The sequence below is a fragment of the Bradyrhizobium sp. UFLA05-108 genome, assembly GCF_059803455.1.
Map to the genome: position 1 here is coordinate 1 of NZ_JBANAZ010000036.1, position 15,957 is coordinate 15,957.

Annotated in this window: 14 protein-coding genes, 1 tRNA gene and 1 pseudogene; 8 read left to right on the forward strand and 8 right to left on the reverse strand. The window is 66.1% G+C overall.

Annotated features, from left to right (window positions below; all coding sequences use genetic code 11):
* Nucleotides 1–157: pseudogene (locus tag SO140_RS24785) on the forward strand (IS481 family transposase); the annotation flags it as partial.
* Between the two features lie 43 nt (nt 158–200).
* Here the strand turns inward: SO140_RS24785 and SO140_RS24790 are convergent.
* The 4 genes from SO140_RS24790 to SO140_RS24805 form a co-directional block, all read right to left on the reverse strand.
* Nucleotides 201–276: transfer RNA gene (locus SO140_RS24790), tRNA-Thr, on the reverse strand.
* Between the two features lie 112 nt (nt 277–388).
* Complete coding sequence (locus tag SO140_RS24795; protein WP_449380262.1) at nt 389–2,230, reverse strand: heme biosynthesis protein HemY; 1,842 nt, start codon at nt 2,228–2,230, stop codon at nt 389–391.
* Between the two features lie 21 nt (nt 2,231–2,251).
* A complete protein-coding gene (locus SO140_RS24800; protein WP_449380263.1) occupies nt 2,252–3,505 on the reverse strand; it encodes a COG4223 family protein in 1,254 nt (417 codons plus the stop codon).
* A 74-nt stretch (nt 3,506–3,579) separates the two neighbouring features.
* On the reverse strand, nt 3,580–4,326 hold the full coding sequence (locus tag SO140_RS24805; RefSeq protein ID WP_449380264.1) for a uroporphyrinogen-III synthase: 747 nt from the start codon (nt 4,324–4,326) through the stop codon (nt 3,580–3,582).
* 147 nt (nt 4,327–4,473) lie between these two features.
* Between SO140_RS24805 and tsaD the strand changes: the two genes are divergently transcribed.
* The 3 genes from tsaD to SO140_RS24820 all read left to right on the forward strand — a co-directional run bounded on the left by tsaD (nt 4,474) and on the right by SO140_RS24820 (nt 7,058).
* Nucleotides 4,474–5,547, forward strand: a complete 1,074-nt coding sequence (tsaD, locus tag SO140_RS24810) for a tRNA (adenosine(37)-N6)-threonylcarbamoyltransferase complex transferase subunit TsaD (protein WP_449380265.1) — start codon at nt 4,474–4,476, stop codon at nt 5,545–5,547.
* Between the two features lie 2 nt (nt 5,548–5,549).
* Nucleotides 5,550–6,530 carry an NAD(P)H-dependent glycerol-3-phosphate dehydrogenase gene (locus SO140_RS24815; RefSeq protein WP_449380266.1) on the forward strand — a complete coding sequence of 327 codons (981 nt, stop codon included), beginning with the start codon at nt 5,550–5,552 and terminating at the stop codon, nt 6,528–6,530.
* Nucleotides 6,531–6,644: 114 nt separating this feature from the next.
* Entirely contained in the window at nt 6,645–7,058 is a 414-nt protein-coding gene (locus tag SO140_RS24820; protein WP_449380267.1) for an EVE domain-containing protein, read from the forward strand.
* A 143-nt stretch (nt 7,059–7,201) separates the two neighbouring features.
* Here the strand turns inward: SO140_RS24820 and SO140_RS24825 are convergent, their stop codons facing one another.
* The gene (locus SO140_RS24825; RefSeq protein ID WP_449380340.1) at nt 7,202–8,284 is read right to left on the reverse strand and encodes an adenylate/guanylate cyclase domain-containing protein; all 1,083 of its coding nucleotides are present in this window, start codon (nt 8,282–8,284) and stop codon (nt 7,202–7,204) included.
* Nucleotides 8,285–8,398: 114 nt separating this feature from the next.
* On the opposite strand from SO140_RS24825, the gene SO140_RS24830 reads away from it, so the two are divergent.
* Nucleotides 8,399–8,857, forward strand: coding sequence for an SRPBCC family protein (locus SO140_RS24830; protein ID WP_449380268.1), 459 nt, complete (start codon nt 8,399–8,401; stop codon nt 8,855–8,857).
* A gap of 139 nt (nt 8,858–8,996) precedes the next feature.
* Here the strand turns inward: SO140_RS24830 and SO140_RS24835 are convergent, their stop codons facing one another.
* A complete protein-coding gene (locus SO140_RS24835; protein WP_449380269.1) occupies nt 8,997–10,166 on the reverse strand; it encodes a DNA topoisomerase IB in 1,170 nt (389 codons plus the stop codon).
* Nucleotides 10,167–10,557: 391 nt separating this feature from the next.
* On the opposite strand from SO140_RS24835, the gene acs reads away from it, so the two are divergent.
* Nucleotides 10,558–12,510 (forward strand): acetate--CoA ligase, encoded by a 1,953-nt coding sequence (gene acs, locus SO140_RS24840; protein WP_449380270.1) that lies wholly within the window; start codon nt 10,558–10,560, stop codon nt 12,508–12,510.
* Nucleotides 12,511–12,957: 447 nt separating this feature from the next.
* The gene (locus SO140_RS24845) at nt 12,958–13,473 is read left to right on the forward strand and encodes a L,D-transpeptidase (RefSeq protein WP_449380271.1); all 516 of its coding nucleotides are present in this window, start codon (nt 12,958–12,960) and stop codon (nt 13,471–13,473) included.
* Nucleotides 13,474–13,519: 46 nt separating this feature from the next.
* On the opposite strand, the gene SO140_RS24850 is transcribed toward SO140_RS24845, so the two are convergent.
* Nucleotides 13,520–14,113 carry a thermonuclease family protein gene (locus SO140_RS24850; RefSeq protein ID WP_449380272.1) on the reverse strand — a complete coding sequence of 198 codons (594 nt, stop codon included), beginning with the start codon at nt 14,111–14,113 and terminating at the stop codon, nt 13,520–13,522.
* Nucleotides 14,114–14,162: 49 nt separating this feature from the next.
* Complete coding sequence (locus SO140_RS24855; RefSeq protein WP_449380273.1) at nt 14,163–14,363, reverse strand: DUF1674 domain-containing protein; 201 nt, start codon at nt 14,361–14,363, stop codon at nt 14,163–14,165.
* Nucleotides 14,364–14,557: 194 nt separating this feature from the next.
* On the opposite strand from SO140_RS24855, the gene SO140_RS24860 reads away from it, so the two are divergent.
* Nucleotides 14,558–15,904, forward strand: a complete 1,347-nt coding sequence (locus SO140_RS24860) for an RsmB/NOP family class I SAM-dependent RNA methyltransferase (RefSeq protein WP_449380274.1) — start codon at nt 14,558–14,560, stop codon at nt 15,902–15,904.
* The last annotated feature ends 53 nt before the right edge of the window (nt 15,905–15,957 follow it).

A 15,957-nucleotide genomic window follows, 5' to 3' on the forward strand; every position in this document is an offset into this window, starting at 1 on the left:
CGCGCTGGCCGGCCAAAAGCTCGGAATCAGGGAAGTCGACGAGGGCATTTGGCTCGTCAGCTTCATGCACTATGATCCCGGATATTTCGACCTGGAGCAGAGAACCTTGCAACCCCTCGACAACCCGTTCGGCACGAGGCTGTCACCCATGTCTTAGGTACGGTCCGTTACCCATGTCTTCGGGCCGGACAGGGAGAAGGTGGTGCCGCAAGAGGGACTCGAACCCCCGACCCCGTCATTACGAATGACGTGCTCTACCAACTGAGCTATTGCGGCGGACCCTTGGGAGATCCTTGGGGGCCGACACGACCCGCGGCCCCAAATACGCGCGCCCCTGATATCGGGCATGGCCGGAATTGGCAAGGACAAGCCGGGCCGAACTTGCCGATCAGCGGCCCCAGCGGGACCAGAACCCCCGCCAACCGCCGGCCTGGGCCTTCGGCGTGCCGATTTGTTCCGTAAATTCGTCGCTGGGGCCCTCGTCATCGATTCCGGGGTCATCGGGTGCGCGGATGATCGGGATGACGGCGGGAATCGGCGAAGACACCGGCTTGCCGAGGTCGGCCCGGGCGCGGAACATGGGTGTGGCCGCAATGGTGGCTGATTCGGCGGGCCCCTCGGCCGGTTTGGCCAGCTCAGTGGTCTCCGTGGCCGGCTCTGACGCGTCGGACACTTTCGCTTCGGACATTTTGACGTCGACCGTCTTGGCTTCTGTCTTTGCCTCCGGCGCCTTGATCTCGGAAGGCTTGGCTTCCGAAATCTTGGCCTCCGAAGGCTTGATCTCCAAAGGCTTGGGTGCGGGCGGCAGGTTGTCCTGCGCGGCTGGCGCAGGCGCCGGCTGGATCGGTTCTAGCGCCTCGCTACTCACGGTAATCCGCTTCGGCGGCGGGGCAGCCAGCATGGCCTCCTCGAACGGGGAGGCCTCGATCGTCGTGCCCTTGTCCGAGGGCAGGCTCGCCACCGGCGTCTGCCATTGGAAGGCGTCGAGCCGGCCGGTAACCGGCGAAACCGGACGCCAGCGGTTGCTGACATAGCCGTCGGCCGTCCAGGCCGGGTCGTGACGCGCGCGCACCGCGCGCAAGGTCCAGGCCCGCGCGCGGCCGCTGTCGCCATGTTCGGCGCGCTCGATCTCCGCCATCAGCAGCGCAACCCGCTGGGTCGGATCGTTGACCAGCGGTGCCAGCGCCTCGCGCGCGCGGGCGAATTCGGATGCATCGATCGCGGCGCGCGCGAGCGCGAGCTGGCCCTCGACATGACCGGGCGTCTTGGCCGCCAGCGTCTCGATCCTCTGCAGGCGCTGCCGCGCGGAATCGCCGAGCTTCACATGCGCATAGGCGTCCGCAAGATCGGGATGCGGATGGGAGAGCCAGGCAGCTTCCACCAGCTTCATGGCGCGACGCACCTGATGCGCCTCGCTCTCGAATTTCGCCGCGAGGGCTGCAGCCGGCACCAGCGTCGGTGCGAGTTTCACCGCTTCCATCACGCTCTCGCGCGCCACGTCGCGGTCCATGGTCTCGAGCTCCAGCGCGCGCGCGGTGAGCAGGACACCGCGCTGCCGGCGCCAGGTCTTCTTGTCGATCAGGCCCGCGGAGAGATTTGAATCGAGGATCGCAAGCGCGCCGCTCCAGTCGCTGCGCGCGCAGCGGAAACCGAGCACCGCCTGCGAGGCCCAGGTCGAGGACGGCGACAACTTGATTGCCTCCTCCGCGATCATCACTGCGGAAACGGCGTCATCGGCGCGCTGCGCCTCGATGAACAGGCCGCGCAGGCCGAGGAGCCGCGTGTCGGGTCGTTCGGCCATGGCGCGGAAAGCTCGCTGCGCCTCGTCGCGATTGCCGTCGAGCTGCGCCGACTGCGCATGCAGCAGCAGCGCCAAAGGATCGTCCGGCGCATGCCGCCGCGCGGCTTCCGCATGGCGGCGCGCACGCGCGCTGTCGCCATGGCCGATCGCCAGCAGGCCATGGGTGATGGCGTGGCGGCCACGCGCATGGCGCTTCTCGTGGCGACGGCGACGCATCCGCGCCGGCGTTCGCCAGATCCCGCTCAAAATGCTCCAGGCGAATATGGCAGCCACCGCAACAAGGCCGAGCCCGAACGCGAACACCGGCACCGTCGTCGTGGCGCGTAAGTTGCCCCAGGTCAGGATGACATCGCCAGTCTGATCGGCAACCCAGGCCGCGCCGGCCGCGGCAAGTGCGATGAGGATGAGGAACGATACGACGCGAAGCATGGTGATCCCTTCAGGCGCGGCCTATTGCGCGGGTTTGGCGAGATCCGCCATGGCATCGTCGGCGAATTTGCGGGACGCGGCGAGCGCGGCATCGCGCGCATCGGTCTTGTCGAGCCAGGCTTTCGCAGCTTCGCGATCGGCTTCCGGCAAGCCCTTCAACTCGCGCCGCGCCGTGTCGAAATCGTTGCGCAGCGCCGCCGCGGTCACCCGCCCGACGATCGCGCCGCGATCATTGCCGCCACTGTCGGTGCGCTCGATGCGAACGAGTTTTGAGGCGCCCGCCTGAAGGTGTTCGATAATGCCGCCGCTGGGCTGCGCCTCCGCCGGTGGCGACAGTTTTGGCACGATGTTGAGGAGCTCGCGGCTCAGCGAGACCGGAGACGGAATGCCTGCGGATGCGAACGTCTCGAGCGGCTTCAACGCCTGGGGATCAGGCGCAAAGGATTTCGCTGCCGCAAGCTGCGCTGCATAGCCATCGCCGTGACGAACGGCCACGTCGAGCAGCGCCGCCGCAACGACGCGACGCATTGCCTTGTCGTCGGTCGACTTTGCATCGGCGATCTTCTCGCCCTGCTGTGCGAGCTCGGCACGCTCGGCCTTGATGGTGCGCTCGAGCTGCGCGATGCGATCGTTGATATCCGACAAATCCGGCGCGGCAGCCGCGTCGCGCGGCGCCGACTTCACGTCGTTCAGTGCACTGCCGAGCTTGTCCGATTGCGTGCGCAGGCTCGCGATGTCGCTGCGCAGGGTGGTGACGGATTTGTCCAGCGCGTCAAGCCGCGCCGCTGCGGCCGGGTCTGCCGCAGGTGCCGCTGATTTGTTGACCTTGGTCTCGACAACGGCGAGGCGTCCGCTCAGTGCATCGACCGTCGCAGTCGTAACCTGCGGCGCTGATGGAGCCTGCACGGGTTCTTGGCCGACTTGGGGCCAGCCCAGCATCCACCCGACAGCGATCACCAGTGCGGCTGCGACCGCGCCCGACAGCGGCGCGATGACCCAGGGGGACACCGGCTTGGACGTCGGAGGGAGCTCGGCCCGGGCCTCGGCGCGTTCCGGCTCGTCTTCTGGCCTGGCTGCTTGGGGCTTGGTTGCCTCGGCCGCGACGGATTCGGCTTTCACCGCATCGACCTCGGCCGGCTCCGGCTGCGCCTCGTCGGGCGCCTGCTGGGGCTGGGTGGACACCTCGGTCGCCTCGAGATCGATGGTGGGCGGAGTGCGCTTGGCACGACCTGACTCGGGGGCCAATCCTGCGTCTTCAGGCTTGTCTTCGGCCATCGTGACGTTTCCCTCACAATTGCAAGCAACGTACTCGGACCGGACCCCTTTCGCGAAGGATTCGGCCCGTTCTCTTACGCCAAACGGGTGCGCAAAGCACGCGCCAAGGTCTCAATTAAGGCATTTTCGTCCGGCGAGGCCGCGACCGCAACCTGCGTCGCGCCGGCCTCACGGAGCACGCCGGCGATGCTCTCGGACAGGCAGCACTGCGGAATCGACAGCGCGGAGATTTCGACGCCCTCGTCGCGCGCCGCATCCAAAAAGGCGCGCGCGCTGCGCCGCGAATAGTGCAAGACGGCCCGGATGCCATGGGCAGCAAAACCTTCGCAGACCTCGCGCGGCAGATGCTTGACCGGCACCATGCGATAGATGGTTTGCGTGACCACGTTGAATCCTTCCGCACCGAGCTCGGCCGAAAGATCGCGCGACAGATCAGCCCCCGCGAGATAGAGCAGCGCGCCCTTTTTCTTCACGACCTTGTCGCGCGCGCTTTGCAGCACCTTGTCCCTTAACACCGCCGCATCGCCGCCGGCGACGATGACCTCGGTAAAGCCGGCCTCGCGCGCGGCGCTCGCGGTGTGCTCGCCGACCGCGAACAGCGGCAGTTGTGACAGACGAAGCTCGCGCAATTGCGGCGCGATGGCGCGGATCGCGTTCGCCGAGGTGACGATGATGCCGCCATAGCTTGCCTCGCTTTCGTCGCGAAACGCTACCGGCTCGAACTTGAGCGCCGGCGCCAGCAGCACCACATAGCCCAGGGCACGCAAGTCTGCCGCGGTGGCCTCATTGTCGGGATGCGGCCGTGTGACAAGAATGGCCATGATCTCTATTCTCCGGCGCACCGCGACCCGGTGTTCCAGAAGCCCTCAAGGCGCGATTGCCTTTGACGACCTCGGAATGCTACCGGACGTACCAGAACTCTGCTTTGCGGAAGAGCGCAAGGGCGCAAATTGGATAACAATTCGCCAATGCTGGTATTGGGCATCGAAACCACCTGCGACGAAACCGCCGCTGCTGTGATCGCGCGCGCGGGCGACGGCGACGGCAGGATTCTCTCGAACATCGTGCGCTCGCAGATCGAGGAGCACGCCAGCTTCGGCGGCGTGGTGCCGGAGATCGCTGCGCGCGCCCATGTCGACCTTCTCGACGGTATCATTGACCGCGCGATGAAAGAGGCCGGCGTCGGCTTCGCAGAGTTGTCGGGTGTCGCGGCCGCTGCCGGACCGGGATTGATCGGCGGCGTGATCGTCGGGCTCACCACCGCGAAGGCGATCGCGATGGTGCACGACACCCCCCTCGTCGCGGTGAACCATCTCGAGGCGCATGCGCTGACGCCACGGCTGACCGATCACCTCGAATTCCCCTATTGCCTGTTCCTGGCTTCGGGCGGCCACACCCAGATCGTCGCCGTGGTCGGCGTCGGACAATATATTCGGCTCGGCACCACCGTCGACGATGCGATCGGCGAAGCCTTCGACAAGGTCGCGAAGATGCTCGGGCTGCCTTATCCCGGCGGACCGCAGGTCGAGCGCGCCGCGGCAGACGGCGATGCAGCGCGATTCGCGTTTCCGCGGCCGATGCAGGGACGGCGCGATGCCAATTTCTCGCTGTCGGGACTAAAGACGGCGGTGCGCAACGAAGCGAGCCGGATCACGCCGCTCGAGCCACAGGACATCAGCGATCTCTGCGCGAGTTTTCAGGCCGCGGTGCTGGACTCGACCGCCGACCGCCTGAGCATGGGCCTCAGGCTGTTCCGCGAGCAGTTCGGCGCACCGCAGGCGCTCGTCGCGGCCGGCGGAGTTGCGGCCAATCAGGCGATCCGCGGCGCGTTGCAGAACGTTGCGGATGCGGCCGGGACGCGACTGATCATGCCGCCGCCCGCGCTCTGCACGGACAACGGCGCAATGATCGCCTGGGCCGGCGCCGAGCGTCTCGCGCTCGGCCTCACCGACACGATGGATGCCCAGCCCCGCGCGCGGTGGCTGCTCGATGCCAACGCGACGGCGCCCAAAGGCTACGCCAACACGCGCGCAGGATTTTAGCGATGACATCCTTTCAGTCCGTCTCGGTGATCGGTGCGGGCGCCTGGGGCACGGCGCTGGCGACGGTCGCCGCACGGGCGGGAAGAACAGTGACGCTGCGCGCCCGCAACGCCGAGCACGCAGGCCGGATTGCCTCGTCGCGAGAAAATCCGCGGCTGCCCGGCGTAAAATTGTCGCCCGACATCGTGGTGACGAGCGAGCTGGCGCTCGCGGCGCGCGCAGATATCCTGCTGATCGTGACGCCCGCGCAGCACCTGCGCGGCGCGATCAACACGCTGGCGCCGCATTTGACCAAGCCAACTCCGGTGGTCGCCTGCGCCAAGGGCATCGAGCACGGCACCCATAAATTCATGACCGACGTGATCGCGGAAGCCGCACCGATGGCGCAGCCTGCGATCCTGTCGGGGCCGAGCTTCGCCGACGACGTCGCGCGCGGCCTGCCGACGGCGGTGACGCTGGCTGCAAAAGACGAGCAGCTCGCCAGCGCGCTGGTGCAGGCGCTGGGCTCGCCGACATTCCGGCCCTATCACTCGACCGATGTGCGCGGCGTCGAAATCGGCGGCGCGGCCAAGAACGTGCTGGCGATCGCCGTCGGCATTGCCGTTGGCCGCAAGCTCGGCGCTTCCGCGCAGGCCGCGTTGACCACACGCGGCTTTGCCGAGCTCGCCCGCTTCGGCCGTGCACTCGGCGCGCGTAGCGAGACGCTTGCAGGGCTGTCCGGCCTTGGCGACCTGATTCTGACCTGTTCGAGCCCGCAATCGCGCAACTTCGCGCTCGGGCTTGCACTCGGGCGCGGCGAGACGGCGCCAGCCGGCAAGCTCGCCGAAGGCGAATTCACCGCACCCGTGCTGATCGAGCTCGCATCTTTGCAAAACATCGAGATGCCGGTATCAGAAGCCGTCGCAGCGATCCTGAGCGGCAAGAGCACGATCGACGCCGCAATATCCGGACTTTTGACGCGCCCCTTCAAGGCAGAGGAATGATTTCCGACGTCATGCCCGCGCTTGTCGCGGGCATCCACGTCTTGATATTGAGTACGTGGCAAAGACGTCGATGGCCGGGACAAGCCCGGCCATGACGAACGGATGGGACACGTTATGAATTACTGGCTGGTGAAATCCGAACCGTCCGTCTGGTCGTGGGACCAGCAGGTCGCCAAGGGCACCAAGGGCGAAGCCTGGACCGGCGTACGCAACTTCACCGCGCGGCAGAATCTCGTGAGCATGAAGAAGGGCGACAAGGCGTTCTTCTATCATTCCAACGAGGGCAAGGAGATCGTCGGCATCGCGGAAATCATCAAGGAGGCCTATCCTGATCCGACCGACAAGACCGGCAAGTTCGTCTGCGTCGACATCAAGGCCGACAAGCCATTGAAGACGCCGGTGACGATGGCTGCCGTCAAGGCCGACAAGAAGCTCGCCGACATGGCGCTGGTGAAATACTCGCGCCTCTCCGTGCAGCCGGTGACGGCGGACGAATGGAAGCTCGTCTGCAAGATGGGCGGGCTGTAGTTACTGCCGTAGTCCGAATCGTAGGGTGGGCAAAGCGAAGCGTGCCCACCTCTTCTTTCGCAAGCATTGAGAGCAAGCATTGAGAGATGGTGGGCACGGCGCGCGAAGCGCGCGCCTTTGCCCACCGGCAGCCAACTATTCCATCAACCGTCCGGCAGCGCGAACACTTCGCATGGCTCTACGATCCCACGCAGCGGATGCATTCCAAGCGGCAGCAATGGCGTGTCGGTCTCGGCGGCGAGCGCACCCGACACCAGAACCGTCTTGCCGAGCGGCTTGCACAATCCCTCGAGCCGGCTGACCAAATTGACGGCCGAACCGATCGCGGTGAAATCCAGCCGATTGGCTGCGCCGATATTGCCCCACAGCATCTCGCCGAGATGAAGCGCGGCGCCGAACGACAGCGACGGCAATCCCTGGCGGCGCCGTTCGTCATCGAGGTGCATCATGCCGGCGCGCGCCGCGGTCGCCGCGCGCAAGGCGGCGCCGCAAGCCTCGCGCGGTGATGCGCCCACAACCGGAAAAATCGCCAGCACTCCATCGCCGATGAATTTCAGCACCTCGCCGCCAAAGGCGTGCACCGCGCCCGCGATGCGATCGAACCAGGCATCGAGCGCTGAAATGACGGCGGCCGGCGGGTTGCCTTCGGACAAGGCCGTGAAATCGCGCAGGTCGGCATAGAGCAGTGCAGCCTGGATGGTTTCGCCGAGATCGCGGCGCAGCGGCGCCGCCAGCACGCGCTCGGCGCTGCGCCGGCCGAGATAGGCTTCGAGCGCTGCCGCCAACGTGGCACGCGCGGCGAGCACGGCGAGCGGTGCGGCGGCGAAGCGCGCGGCTTGCTGGAGATCGTCGATCTCGCGCGGCGTGAACGGACGCGGCCCGATCCAGCCGAGCAACGGCCCGTCCGGACGCGGCCCGATTACGTCCTCGTGGACGATGCCGGTGGCTGTTGCACTCAGCCAGCGCCGGCCGGCATCGTTGCGTGGCGCGAGCGCGGCAGCCCCCGGCGCAAAACCGAGAGCTTCGACGACCTCGCCACTGTCGGCGCGCCACAGCCAGGTTCGCTGTGCGATCAGGGGATGCGGGACGTCCAGGGTCAGGCTGCCCGCGACGAGCGGCAATCCATCCGCAACCAGATGCCTGCCGAGATCCGCGAGCAAGCGGTCGGCGCCCGTGGTCTCAGCGGCGGCATCGACGAGCCAGGCGAGCGTCGAGGACAACTGCATGGCGCGATCATGCGGTCTGCGCGCCTTTTTTGTCACGACCTATCCTCGATGGCGGGCCTTGAAGAGGCACCGTAGCGGCGCCATCTGCCTAATGCAGCCAGGGAACCGACGCCGATGACTGAGCCCTTCATAGTCCGCCGCGAGACCCATATCCCCGCCCCGCGTGCCACTGTCTTCGCTTACCTCGCCGACCCCGACAAAATCGTGAACTGGATGGGCTCGGAGGCGACGTTCGAGACGCAGCCTGGCGGGCTTTACCTGCTGAAGGGTATTGGCCAGCGCGGCGGCGTCGCCCGCGGCGCGTTTCGCGAGGTCGTGCCGGTGCATCGGCTCGCCTACACGTTCGGTTGGGAAGGCGGTCAGGAAGTGCCACCCGGCTCGAGCCTGATCGAGATTGACCTGATCGAACGCGATGGCGGCACGCTGCTCCGCATGACGCATAGCGGCCTGCCGACCGCAGAACAATGCGACGCCCATAGCAAGGGCTGGGCGCATTATCTGCGCCGGTTGAGCCTCGTGGCCGGAGGCCGAGATCCCGGACCCGACGTGATGAAGCCTGAGAGCAAGATGTAGCCGGCGTTACTCGGTGGAATTCGGTAGGCATTCGTAGGGTGGGCAGAGCGAAGCGTGCCCACCACTTTTTTTTCTTTCGCAATCGCGGAGAGATGGTGGGCACAGCGCTTCGCGCCTTTCCCCACCCGGGGCAAATTGGTTATACCGCAGCCGTCGCCACCACCTGCGCCAGAAGCTGCTCGCGCCTCGCCTGTGAGCGCTGACCCTTCATCGTCGCGGCAAAACGCTCGAGGATGCCGTCCTCGAACGCGGTGACGATGGTGTCGTGGACGTAGCTCCTGCGGCAGATCGCCGGCGTGTTGGAGAGCTGGTCGGCAGCGGCACGGATCGCATCCAGCACCTGACGCTTGCGGCCGCGCTGGCTGGTCGCCGGCGTGATCCGCGACAGCGATTCCACGACGACGGCCGAGGCCATCAGCGTACGAAAATCCTTCAGCGAAATCTTGATGCCGGCGATCTCGCGCAGGAACGCGTTGACCTGCGTGGTATTCACGGCGCGCACGGTGCCGGAGGCATCGCGATACTGGAACATGCGCTTGCCCGGCACGCCGCGCAGAATGCCGATGGCACGGACCAGCTTGGCCGCGTCGCATTCCTTCCGCACCGCCTTGCCGCCCTTGGCCTTGAAGGTCAGCACGAAGCAGTCGTCTTCCAGCGTGACGTTGGACTTCAGCAGCGTGGTGGCGCCGCGGGTGCCGTTGAGGCGGGCATAGGATTCATTGCCGGGACGGATCGCGGTGCGGGCGATCAGTTCGATCACCGCCGAGAGCGCGAACTCGCGCGTCGGCTCCTCGCCCGACAGGAACATCGAGACCTTGCGCCGTATCTTCGGCAGCGCGCCGACGAGCTTTTCCAGGCGATGCGCCTTGCGCTGCTCGCGGACCTTTTCCCAGTCGGCGTGATAGCGATATTGCAGCCGCCCTGCGGCATCGCGACCCACCGCCTGGAGATGCGAGCTCGGATCGGCCGAGTAACGCACCTCGCGATAGGCCGGCGGCACCGCCATGGCATGGAGCCGGCGGATGGTGCGAGCGTCGCGGATATGGGCGCCGTTGGGGCGGACGAAGGAATAGCCCTTGCCGCGCTTGATGCGGCGGATGGTCAGCTCATTCTGGTCGCCGAGCCGCAGGCCCAATTCCTTGGCCAGCGCCTCGACCGAGGTCGCAGCTGCCGTGTCGAAGGTCTTCTTCGGGCTGGGACGCCTGAAACCAGTCGGTTTCGGCCATTGTCCGAGGGCTTTGGCGAGCGCAATAGCGGCGGGATCGGCTGAAGCGGGCCGCATTGTCCCGAAATTCTGCTGATCCATCATAGTCTTACGCCTTAGCTCCGCCTGTTATCGAACAATGCTGTTGTTTTGATTTTTGTTCCCAGCGGGTCTCGTTGGACCCCGGTCAGGCCATTTAGGAGGTTCCGAACGGCATTGCGAGTCCCGAATCAGTGACGATTGGTTTCTAAATACCTCCAACCCGTGCATGGAGGGTCTGCGTCGCCGCTTCCGCGAGGTTCGGTAAAGAGCGGAGGAGCCCTCACCCCGGTTGTTTCAGATTTGCGACAGGCACACTCACCGACTTGATCCTGCGCATGGTCGGATGCCCGCCGAAGGTCCAGCTTGTCCTCCTTGTCGGGCGCGGTAAGCCCGACGCATAATCATTCAAATGATGTCGGCGTGGCGTTGAGCTTGCCGCTTGGTGGAGGAAAACATGTCCGAGAAGATCTACGACGTGCCGGCAGAGTGGGCGAAGCGCGCCTGGGTCGACCAGGCCAAGTACAAGGACATGTACGCCCGCTCGATCTCGGACCCGAACGCGTTCTGGGCCGAGCAGGCCAAGCGCATCGACTGGATGAAGGCTCCGACCAGGATCGAGAACGTCTCCTTCGCGCCCGGCAACGTCTCCATCAAGTGGTTCGAGGACGGCGTCCTCAACGTCGCCTGGAACTGCATCGACCGGCACCTCGCCAAGCGCGCCAACCAGACCGCGATCATCTGGGAGGGCGACGATCCCTCGCAGTCGAAGCACATCACCTACAAGGAGCTGCACGACGAGGTCTGCCGGATGGCCAACATCCTGCGCACCCGCAACGTCAAGAAGGGCGACCGCGTCACCATCTACCTGCCGATGATCCCCGAGGCCGCCTATGCGATGCTGGCCTGCGCGCGGATCGGCGCGATCCACTCGGTGGTGTTCGCCGGCTTCTCGCCCGACAGCCTCGCCCAGCGCATCAACGACTGCAAATCCAAGGTGATCATCACCGCCGACGAGGGCCTGCGCGGCGGCAGGAAGGTGCCGCTGAAGGCCAATGTCGATGCGGCGCTCGCCAAGACCGAAGGCGTCGACTGGGTCATCGTGGTCAAGCGCACCGGCGGCAAAGTCGAGATGTCCCCGTCGCGTGACCTCTGGTACGACGACGCGGCCAGGATGGTGACGACGGAGTGCCCGGCCGAGCACATGCACGCCGAGGATCCGCTGTTCATCCTCTACACCTCGGGCTCGACCGGAACGCCGAAGGGCGTGCTGCACACCTCGGGCGGCTATCTCGTCTACGCCGCGATGACGCATCAATACGTGTTCGACTATCACGACGGCGACGTCTACTGGTGCACGGCGGACGTCGGCTGGGTCACCGGCCACAGCTACATTCTCTACGGGCCGCTGTGCAACGGCGCGACCACGCTGATGTTCGAGGGCGTGCCGAACTACCCCGATAATTCCAGGTTCTGGAACGTCATCGACAAGCACAAGGTCAACATCTTCTACACCGCGCCGACCGCGATCCGCGCCCTGATGCAGGGCGGCGACGAGCCGGTGACGAAGACCTCGCGCGCCTCGCTGCGCCTGCTCGGCTCGGTCGGCGAGCCCATCAATCCGGAAGCCTGGGAGTGGTACCACCGCGTCGTCGGCGACGACCGCTGCCCGATCGTCGACACCTGGTGGCAGACCGAGACCGGCGGCATCCTGATCACGCCGCTGCCGGGCGCCACCAAGCTCAAGCCCGGCTCGGCGACGCTGCCGTTCTTCGGCGTGGTGCCGGAGATCGTCGATGCCGACGGCAAGGTGCTGGACGGCGAGACGTCGGGCAATCTCTGCCTCACCCGCTCCTGGCCCGGCATGATGCGCACGGTCTATGGCGACCACGCCCGGTTCGAGCAGACCTATTTCTCGACCTACAAGGGCAAGTATTTTACCGGCGATGGCTGCCGGCGCGATGCCGACGGCTATTACTGGATCACCGGCCGCGTCGATGACGTCATCAACGTCTCCGGCCATCGCATGGGCACCGCCGAGGTCGAGAGCGCGCTGGTCGCGCATGAGAAGGTGTCGGAGGCCGCCGTGGTCGGCTTCCCGCACGACATCAAGGGCCAGGGCATCTACGCCTACGTCACCCTGATGGCCGGCGTCGAGCCGAGCGAGGATCTGCGCAAGGAGCTCGTGACCTGGGTGCGCAAGGAGATCGGCCCGATCGCCTCGCCCGACCAGATCCAGTTCGCACCCGGCCTGCCCAAGACGCGCTCCGGCAAGATCATGCGCCGCATCCTGCGCAAGATCGCCGAGGACGAGCCGGGCAGTCTCGGCGATACCTCGACGCTCGCCGATCCCGCCGTGGTCGACGATCTCGTCAAGAATCGCCAGAACAAGAAACAGACCTCGGCGTAAGAACGCTCTCGTGCCCCGGACGTAGCGCAGCACTTCCCTGGCGATGCGAAGCATCGTCCAGTTCGGCGGTGCGCTGCGGAGCCGGGGCCCATGCCGCAGACAAGTTTCTGGGTCCCGGCTCAGCGCAGCAGCGCCGAGGCGCTGCAGCGCATCCGGGACACGAGACTGTCCCTCGCTTCAACAGCATTTCCCGTTGGCAAACCACCCTCACGCACTTGTCAGGGCGTGAGCGAACGCGCCTGTATCTTTCCCGCGAAGTGTTGTTTTCCGGTCATTTACTTTAATTCGAACTTTTCCTTTGTTCCCCTGCCGGCTGGGCCCAAGGCGCGGCGCGTGGAAACCATCCGGTTAACACGCGCGGTTAAGAATGCGTGGGCGAGCGGGCAATTGCCGGGTTTTGCGTCAATTTGGACGGCCCGTTCGGGGCAACGGATAAGGAAGCAAGTAATGTCGATGAGGATTGCGGTGGCATTGGCCGCCACCATCGGGGCAGGGATCTTGATGTCGACGGCGGCCGAGGCGCGGCCGGAAATGGTGGGGCTGCACGGAGCCGATTATTCGCCGGGCACCATCGTGGTCAGGACCAACGAGCGCCGGCTCTATCTCATCCTCGATGGCGAACACGCGATGCGCTACCCCGTGGGCGTCGGCAAGTCCGGCAAGCAGTGGGCCGGCACCACGCGCATCGACGGCAAATATCGCAACCCGGCCTGGTCGCCGCCCGCCGAGGTGAAGCGTGACAAGCCGAACATGCCCGACGTGATTCCTGGCGGCTCGCCGCGCAACCCGATGGGCGTTGCGGCGATGACGCTGGCCGGCGGCGAATATGCCATCCACGGCACCAACGTGCCTGGCTCGGTCGGCGGCTTCGTCTCCTATGGCTGCATCCGCATGCTCAACGACGACATCACCGACCTCTATAGCCGCGTCCCCGTCGGCACCACGGTGGTCGTCACGCGCTGAGAACGAAGGGCCTCAGGACGAAAAGCCGCGTTCTGACGCGGCTTTCTTATTGCCAGAAGCGCCAGCTGCGCGCGCACCAGCCTTCGCGATGGCCGCCATTATAGCTGCGGGCATAACCGCCCGCGAGCAGCGCAGCCGAGACGTTGGCCGTGCGCGTGGTGGCAACATCGGCGAGAATGCGCCCGTATTTCTCTGGGCCGAGATTGTAGATCACAACGCCGCCCTGGCCGAGCAGCTTGCGTAGCGCATCGGTGGCAGCTTCGGCCTTGTCCAGCTCTTCCCGACAGGACGCCCTCATTTCAGGCGCATCGATGCCGCGCAAGCGGACCCGCCCGACGAGATCGCGCCCGTTGCGCTGATGCACACGCGCGAGAAACGTGTCGCCGTCGATGGTGCGGATGACGTCGACCGACTGGCGAATGTCGGGATCGCCTGCCTGCTGCAGGATGATCTCGGCGTCCTGCGCTCGTTCGTCACCGCCATGCCGCGCGGACCAGTTGGTCCCGTGCCGGAAGGTGAGCACGACCGCGGTGACGACAACAACCACGAACATCCACGGCAGCAGCCCCGCGAAGCGACGGCCAAACGGCGTGCCACTGAACGAGGGCCGATACGAATTGATTCGGTCGCGGGGAGACATCGGCCAACGCTAGGGCTGAGTCGGGCGAGCCGGCAAGAGACGCCCCGTCTCAGAAATCCGATGCGATGCCCTTGCGCTCCCAGTCGCCATAGCGCGTCGGCTCGGGACCCTTCGGCCCCTGCAGCTCTTTTGGTGCGGCTTCGGCATTGGCAACAGCCGCCCGCCGGCGCGCCTCGGCTTCCGCCAGCGCGCGCTGAGCGGCCGGCGTCTGCGCCTTGCGCTGAGGAGGACTGGACGGAGTGTCGTTCATCTCTGGCTTCCTAGCCCAGGCGCGCCCCTCGCGCGATCGGAAAAAACGCCGCGCATAGGGGTGGAGATCGTCATGCAGGGCTGAAAAAACCAGAGCCGATTCTTACATTTGGCATATTCGCATGCCACAGATGCGCTTCTTCAGGCATGCGCCCTCACGGCGGAACTGCCGCTCGCTCAGAACCTTACCTCCGCATGCCATCTCAACGTTTTGCTCCACCCACCGAAGTGCCTGGTCTGGCGGCACGGCGGATCGCCGCAGATATCGTCGATGGTGTCCTGCATAAGCACCGCACACTTGATGATCAGCTCGACGGTGGCGGCGCCCATCCCGGACTGAAGACGCTCGCCGATCGCGATCGCGCGCTGATGCGGCGCATGGTGGCGACCGTGCTGCGTCGGCTCGGCACGCTGGGCCACGTGCTGTCGCGCCTGCTCGACAAGGGCATCCCTGGCGAGGCGCCGCGCGCGCAAAGCGCGCTCCTGATTGGCGCTGCGCAAATTCTCTGGATGGATGTTCCCGATCACGCGGCGGTCGATCTCTCGGTCCGCCTGGTGCAATCCGACCGCCGCGCAGCGCGCTATGCCGGCCTCGTCAACGCCGTGCTGCGCCGCTGCGCACGCGAGGGCAAGGCGCTGGTGGAGGAAGTCGCAACGCAATCGCTCGACCTGCCACCCTGGCTGCTCGCGCGCTGGAGCGCGCATTATGGCGAGACCACCGCGCGCGAGATGGCGCTCGCGCTCGGCCATGAGCCCTCACTCGATCTGACCGTGAAGTCGGATGCCGCACAGTGGGCGAGTCGCCTGCACGGAGAGGTGCTGCCGACCGGAACCGTGCGCACGCTGCTGCACGGCTCGGTGACCATGCTGCCAGGCTTCAGCGAAGGACAATGGTGGGTCCAGGACGCCGCGGCGGCATTGCCGGCCCGGCTGTTCGGCGATATCGCCGGCAAGTCCATCGCCGATCTCTGCGCCGCTCCCGGCGGCAAGACGGCCCAGCTGGTGCACGCCGGCGCGAATGTTGTCGCCGTAGACCGCTCGCCGGCGCGCGTGGCACGGCTGCGCGAGAATCTGGCGCGGTTGTCGTTGCAGGCCGAAACCGTCGTCGCCGACGCCGTGGAATGGGCGGGTCCACAGCACGGCTTTGACGGCATCCTGATCGATGCGCCCTGTACCTCGACCGGCACGATCCGCCGCCACCCGGATGTGGCCTGGCTGCGTCAGGAGTCCGACATCGCGGCGCTCGCGGCGCTTCAGCAGCGCCTGCTGCGGAAATCCGTCTCGCTGCTGAGGCCGGGCGGAACGCTGGTCTATTGCACCTGCTCGCTGGAGCCAGAGGAAGGCGAGCAGGCGATCGCCGCGCTGCTGACGACCGAGCCCGCGCTGCGCCGCGTGCCGATCCAGCCGTCCGAGGTCTCGGGCCGAGCCGAGATCATTACCACCGAGGGCGACCTGCGCACCCTGCCGAGCCATTTGCCGAACGCCGACCCGAAGCTCGGCGGGCTCGACGGGTTCTTCGCCGCCCGGCTCGTTAAATCCTGATTTTGCACCGGATTTTGCGCCACTGATGCTGATTCGCCGCCTTTCAAGGTGGT

Excerpts from the sequence above, each read along its gene's own strand:
- SO140_RS24795 (WP_449380262.1), bottom strand. The coding sequence starts at position 2,230 with ATGCTTCGCGTCGTATCGTTCCTCATCCTCATCGCACTTGCCGCGGCC.
- SO140_RS24800 (WP_449380263.1), bottom strand. The coding sequence starts at position 3,505 with ATGGCCGAAGACAAGCCTGAAGACGCAGGATTGGCCCCCGAGTCAGGT.
- SO140_RS24805 (WP_449380264.1), bottom strand. The coding sequence starts at position 4,326 with ATGGCCATTCTTGTCACACGGCCGCATCCCGACAATGAGGCCACCGCG.
- tsaD (WP_449380265.1), top strand. The coding sequence starts at position 4,474 with ATGCTGGTATTGGGCATCGAAACCACCTGCGACGAAACCGCCGCTGCT.
- SO140_RS24815 (WP_449380266.1), top strand. The coding sequence starts at position 5,550 with ATGACATCCTTTCAGTCCGTCTCGGTGATCGGTGCGGGCGCCTGGGGC.
- SO140_RS24820 (WP_449380267.1), top strand. The coding sequence starts at position 6,645 with ATGAATTACTGGCTGGTGAAATCCGAACCGTCCGTCTGGTCGTGGGAC.
- SO140_RS24825 (WP_449380340.1), bottom strand. The coding sequence starts at position 8,284 with ATGCAGTTGTCCTCGACGCTCGCCTGGCTCGTCGATGCCGCCGCTGAG.
- SO140_RS24830 (WP_449380268.1), top strand. The coding sequence starts at position 8,399 with ATGACTGAGCCCTTCATAGTCCGCCGCGAGACCCATATCCCCGCCCCG.
- SO140_RS24835 (WP_449380269.1), bottom strand. The coding sequence starts at position 10,166 with ATGATGGATCAGCAGAATTTCGGGACAATGCGGCCCGCTTCAGCCGAT.
- acs (WP_449380270.1), top strand. The coding sequence starts at position 10,558 with ATGTCCGAGAAGATCTACGACGTGCCGGCAGAGTGGGCGAAGCGCGCC.
- SO140_RS24845 (WP_449380271.1), top strand. The coding sequence starts at position 12,958 with ATGTCGATGAGGATTGCGGTGGCATTGGCCGCCACCATCGGGGCAGGG.
- SO140_RS24850 (WP_449380272.1), bottom strand. The coding sequence starts at position 14,113 with ATGTCTCCCCGCGACCGAATCAATTCGTATCGGCCCTCGTTCAGTGGC.
- SO140_RS24855 (WP_449380273.1), bottom strand. The coding sequence starts at position 14,363 with ATGAACGACACTCCGTCCAGTCCTCCTCAGCGCAAGGCGCAGACGCCG.
- SO140_RS24860 (WP_449380274.1), top strand. The coding sequence starts at position 14,558 with ATGCCATCTCAACGTTTTGCTCCACCCACCGAAGTGCCTGGTCTGGCG.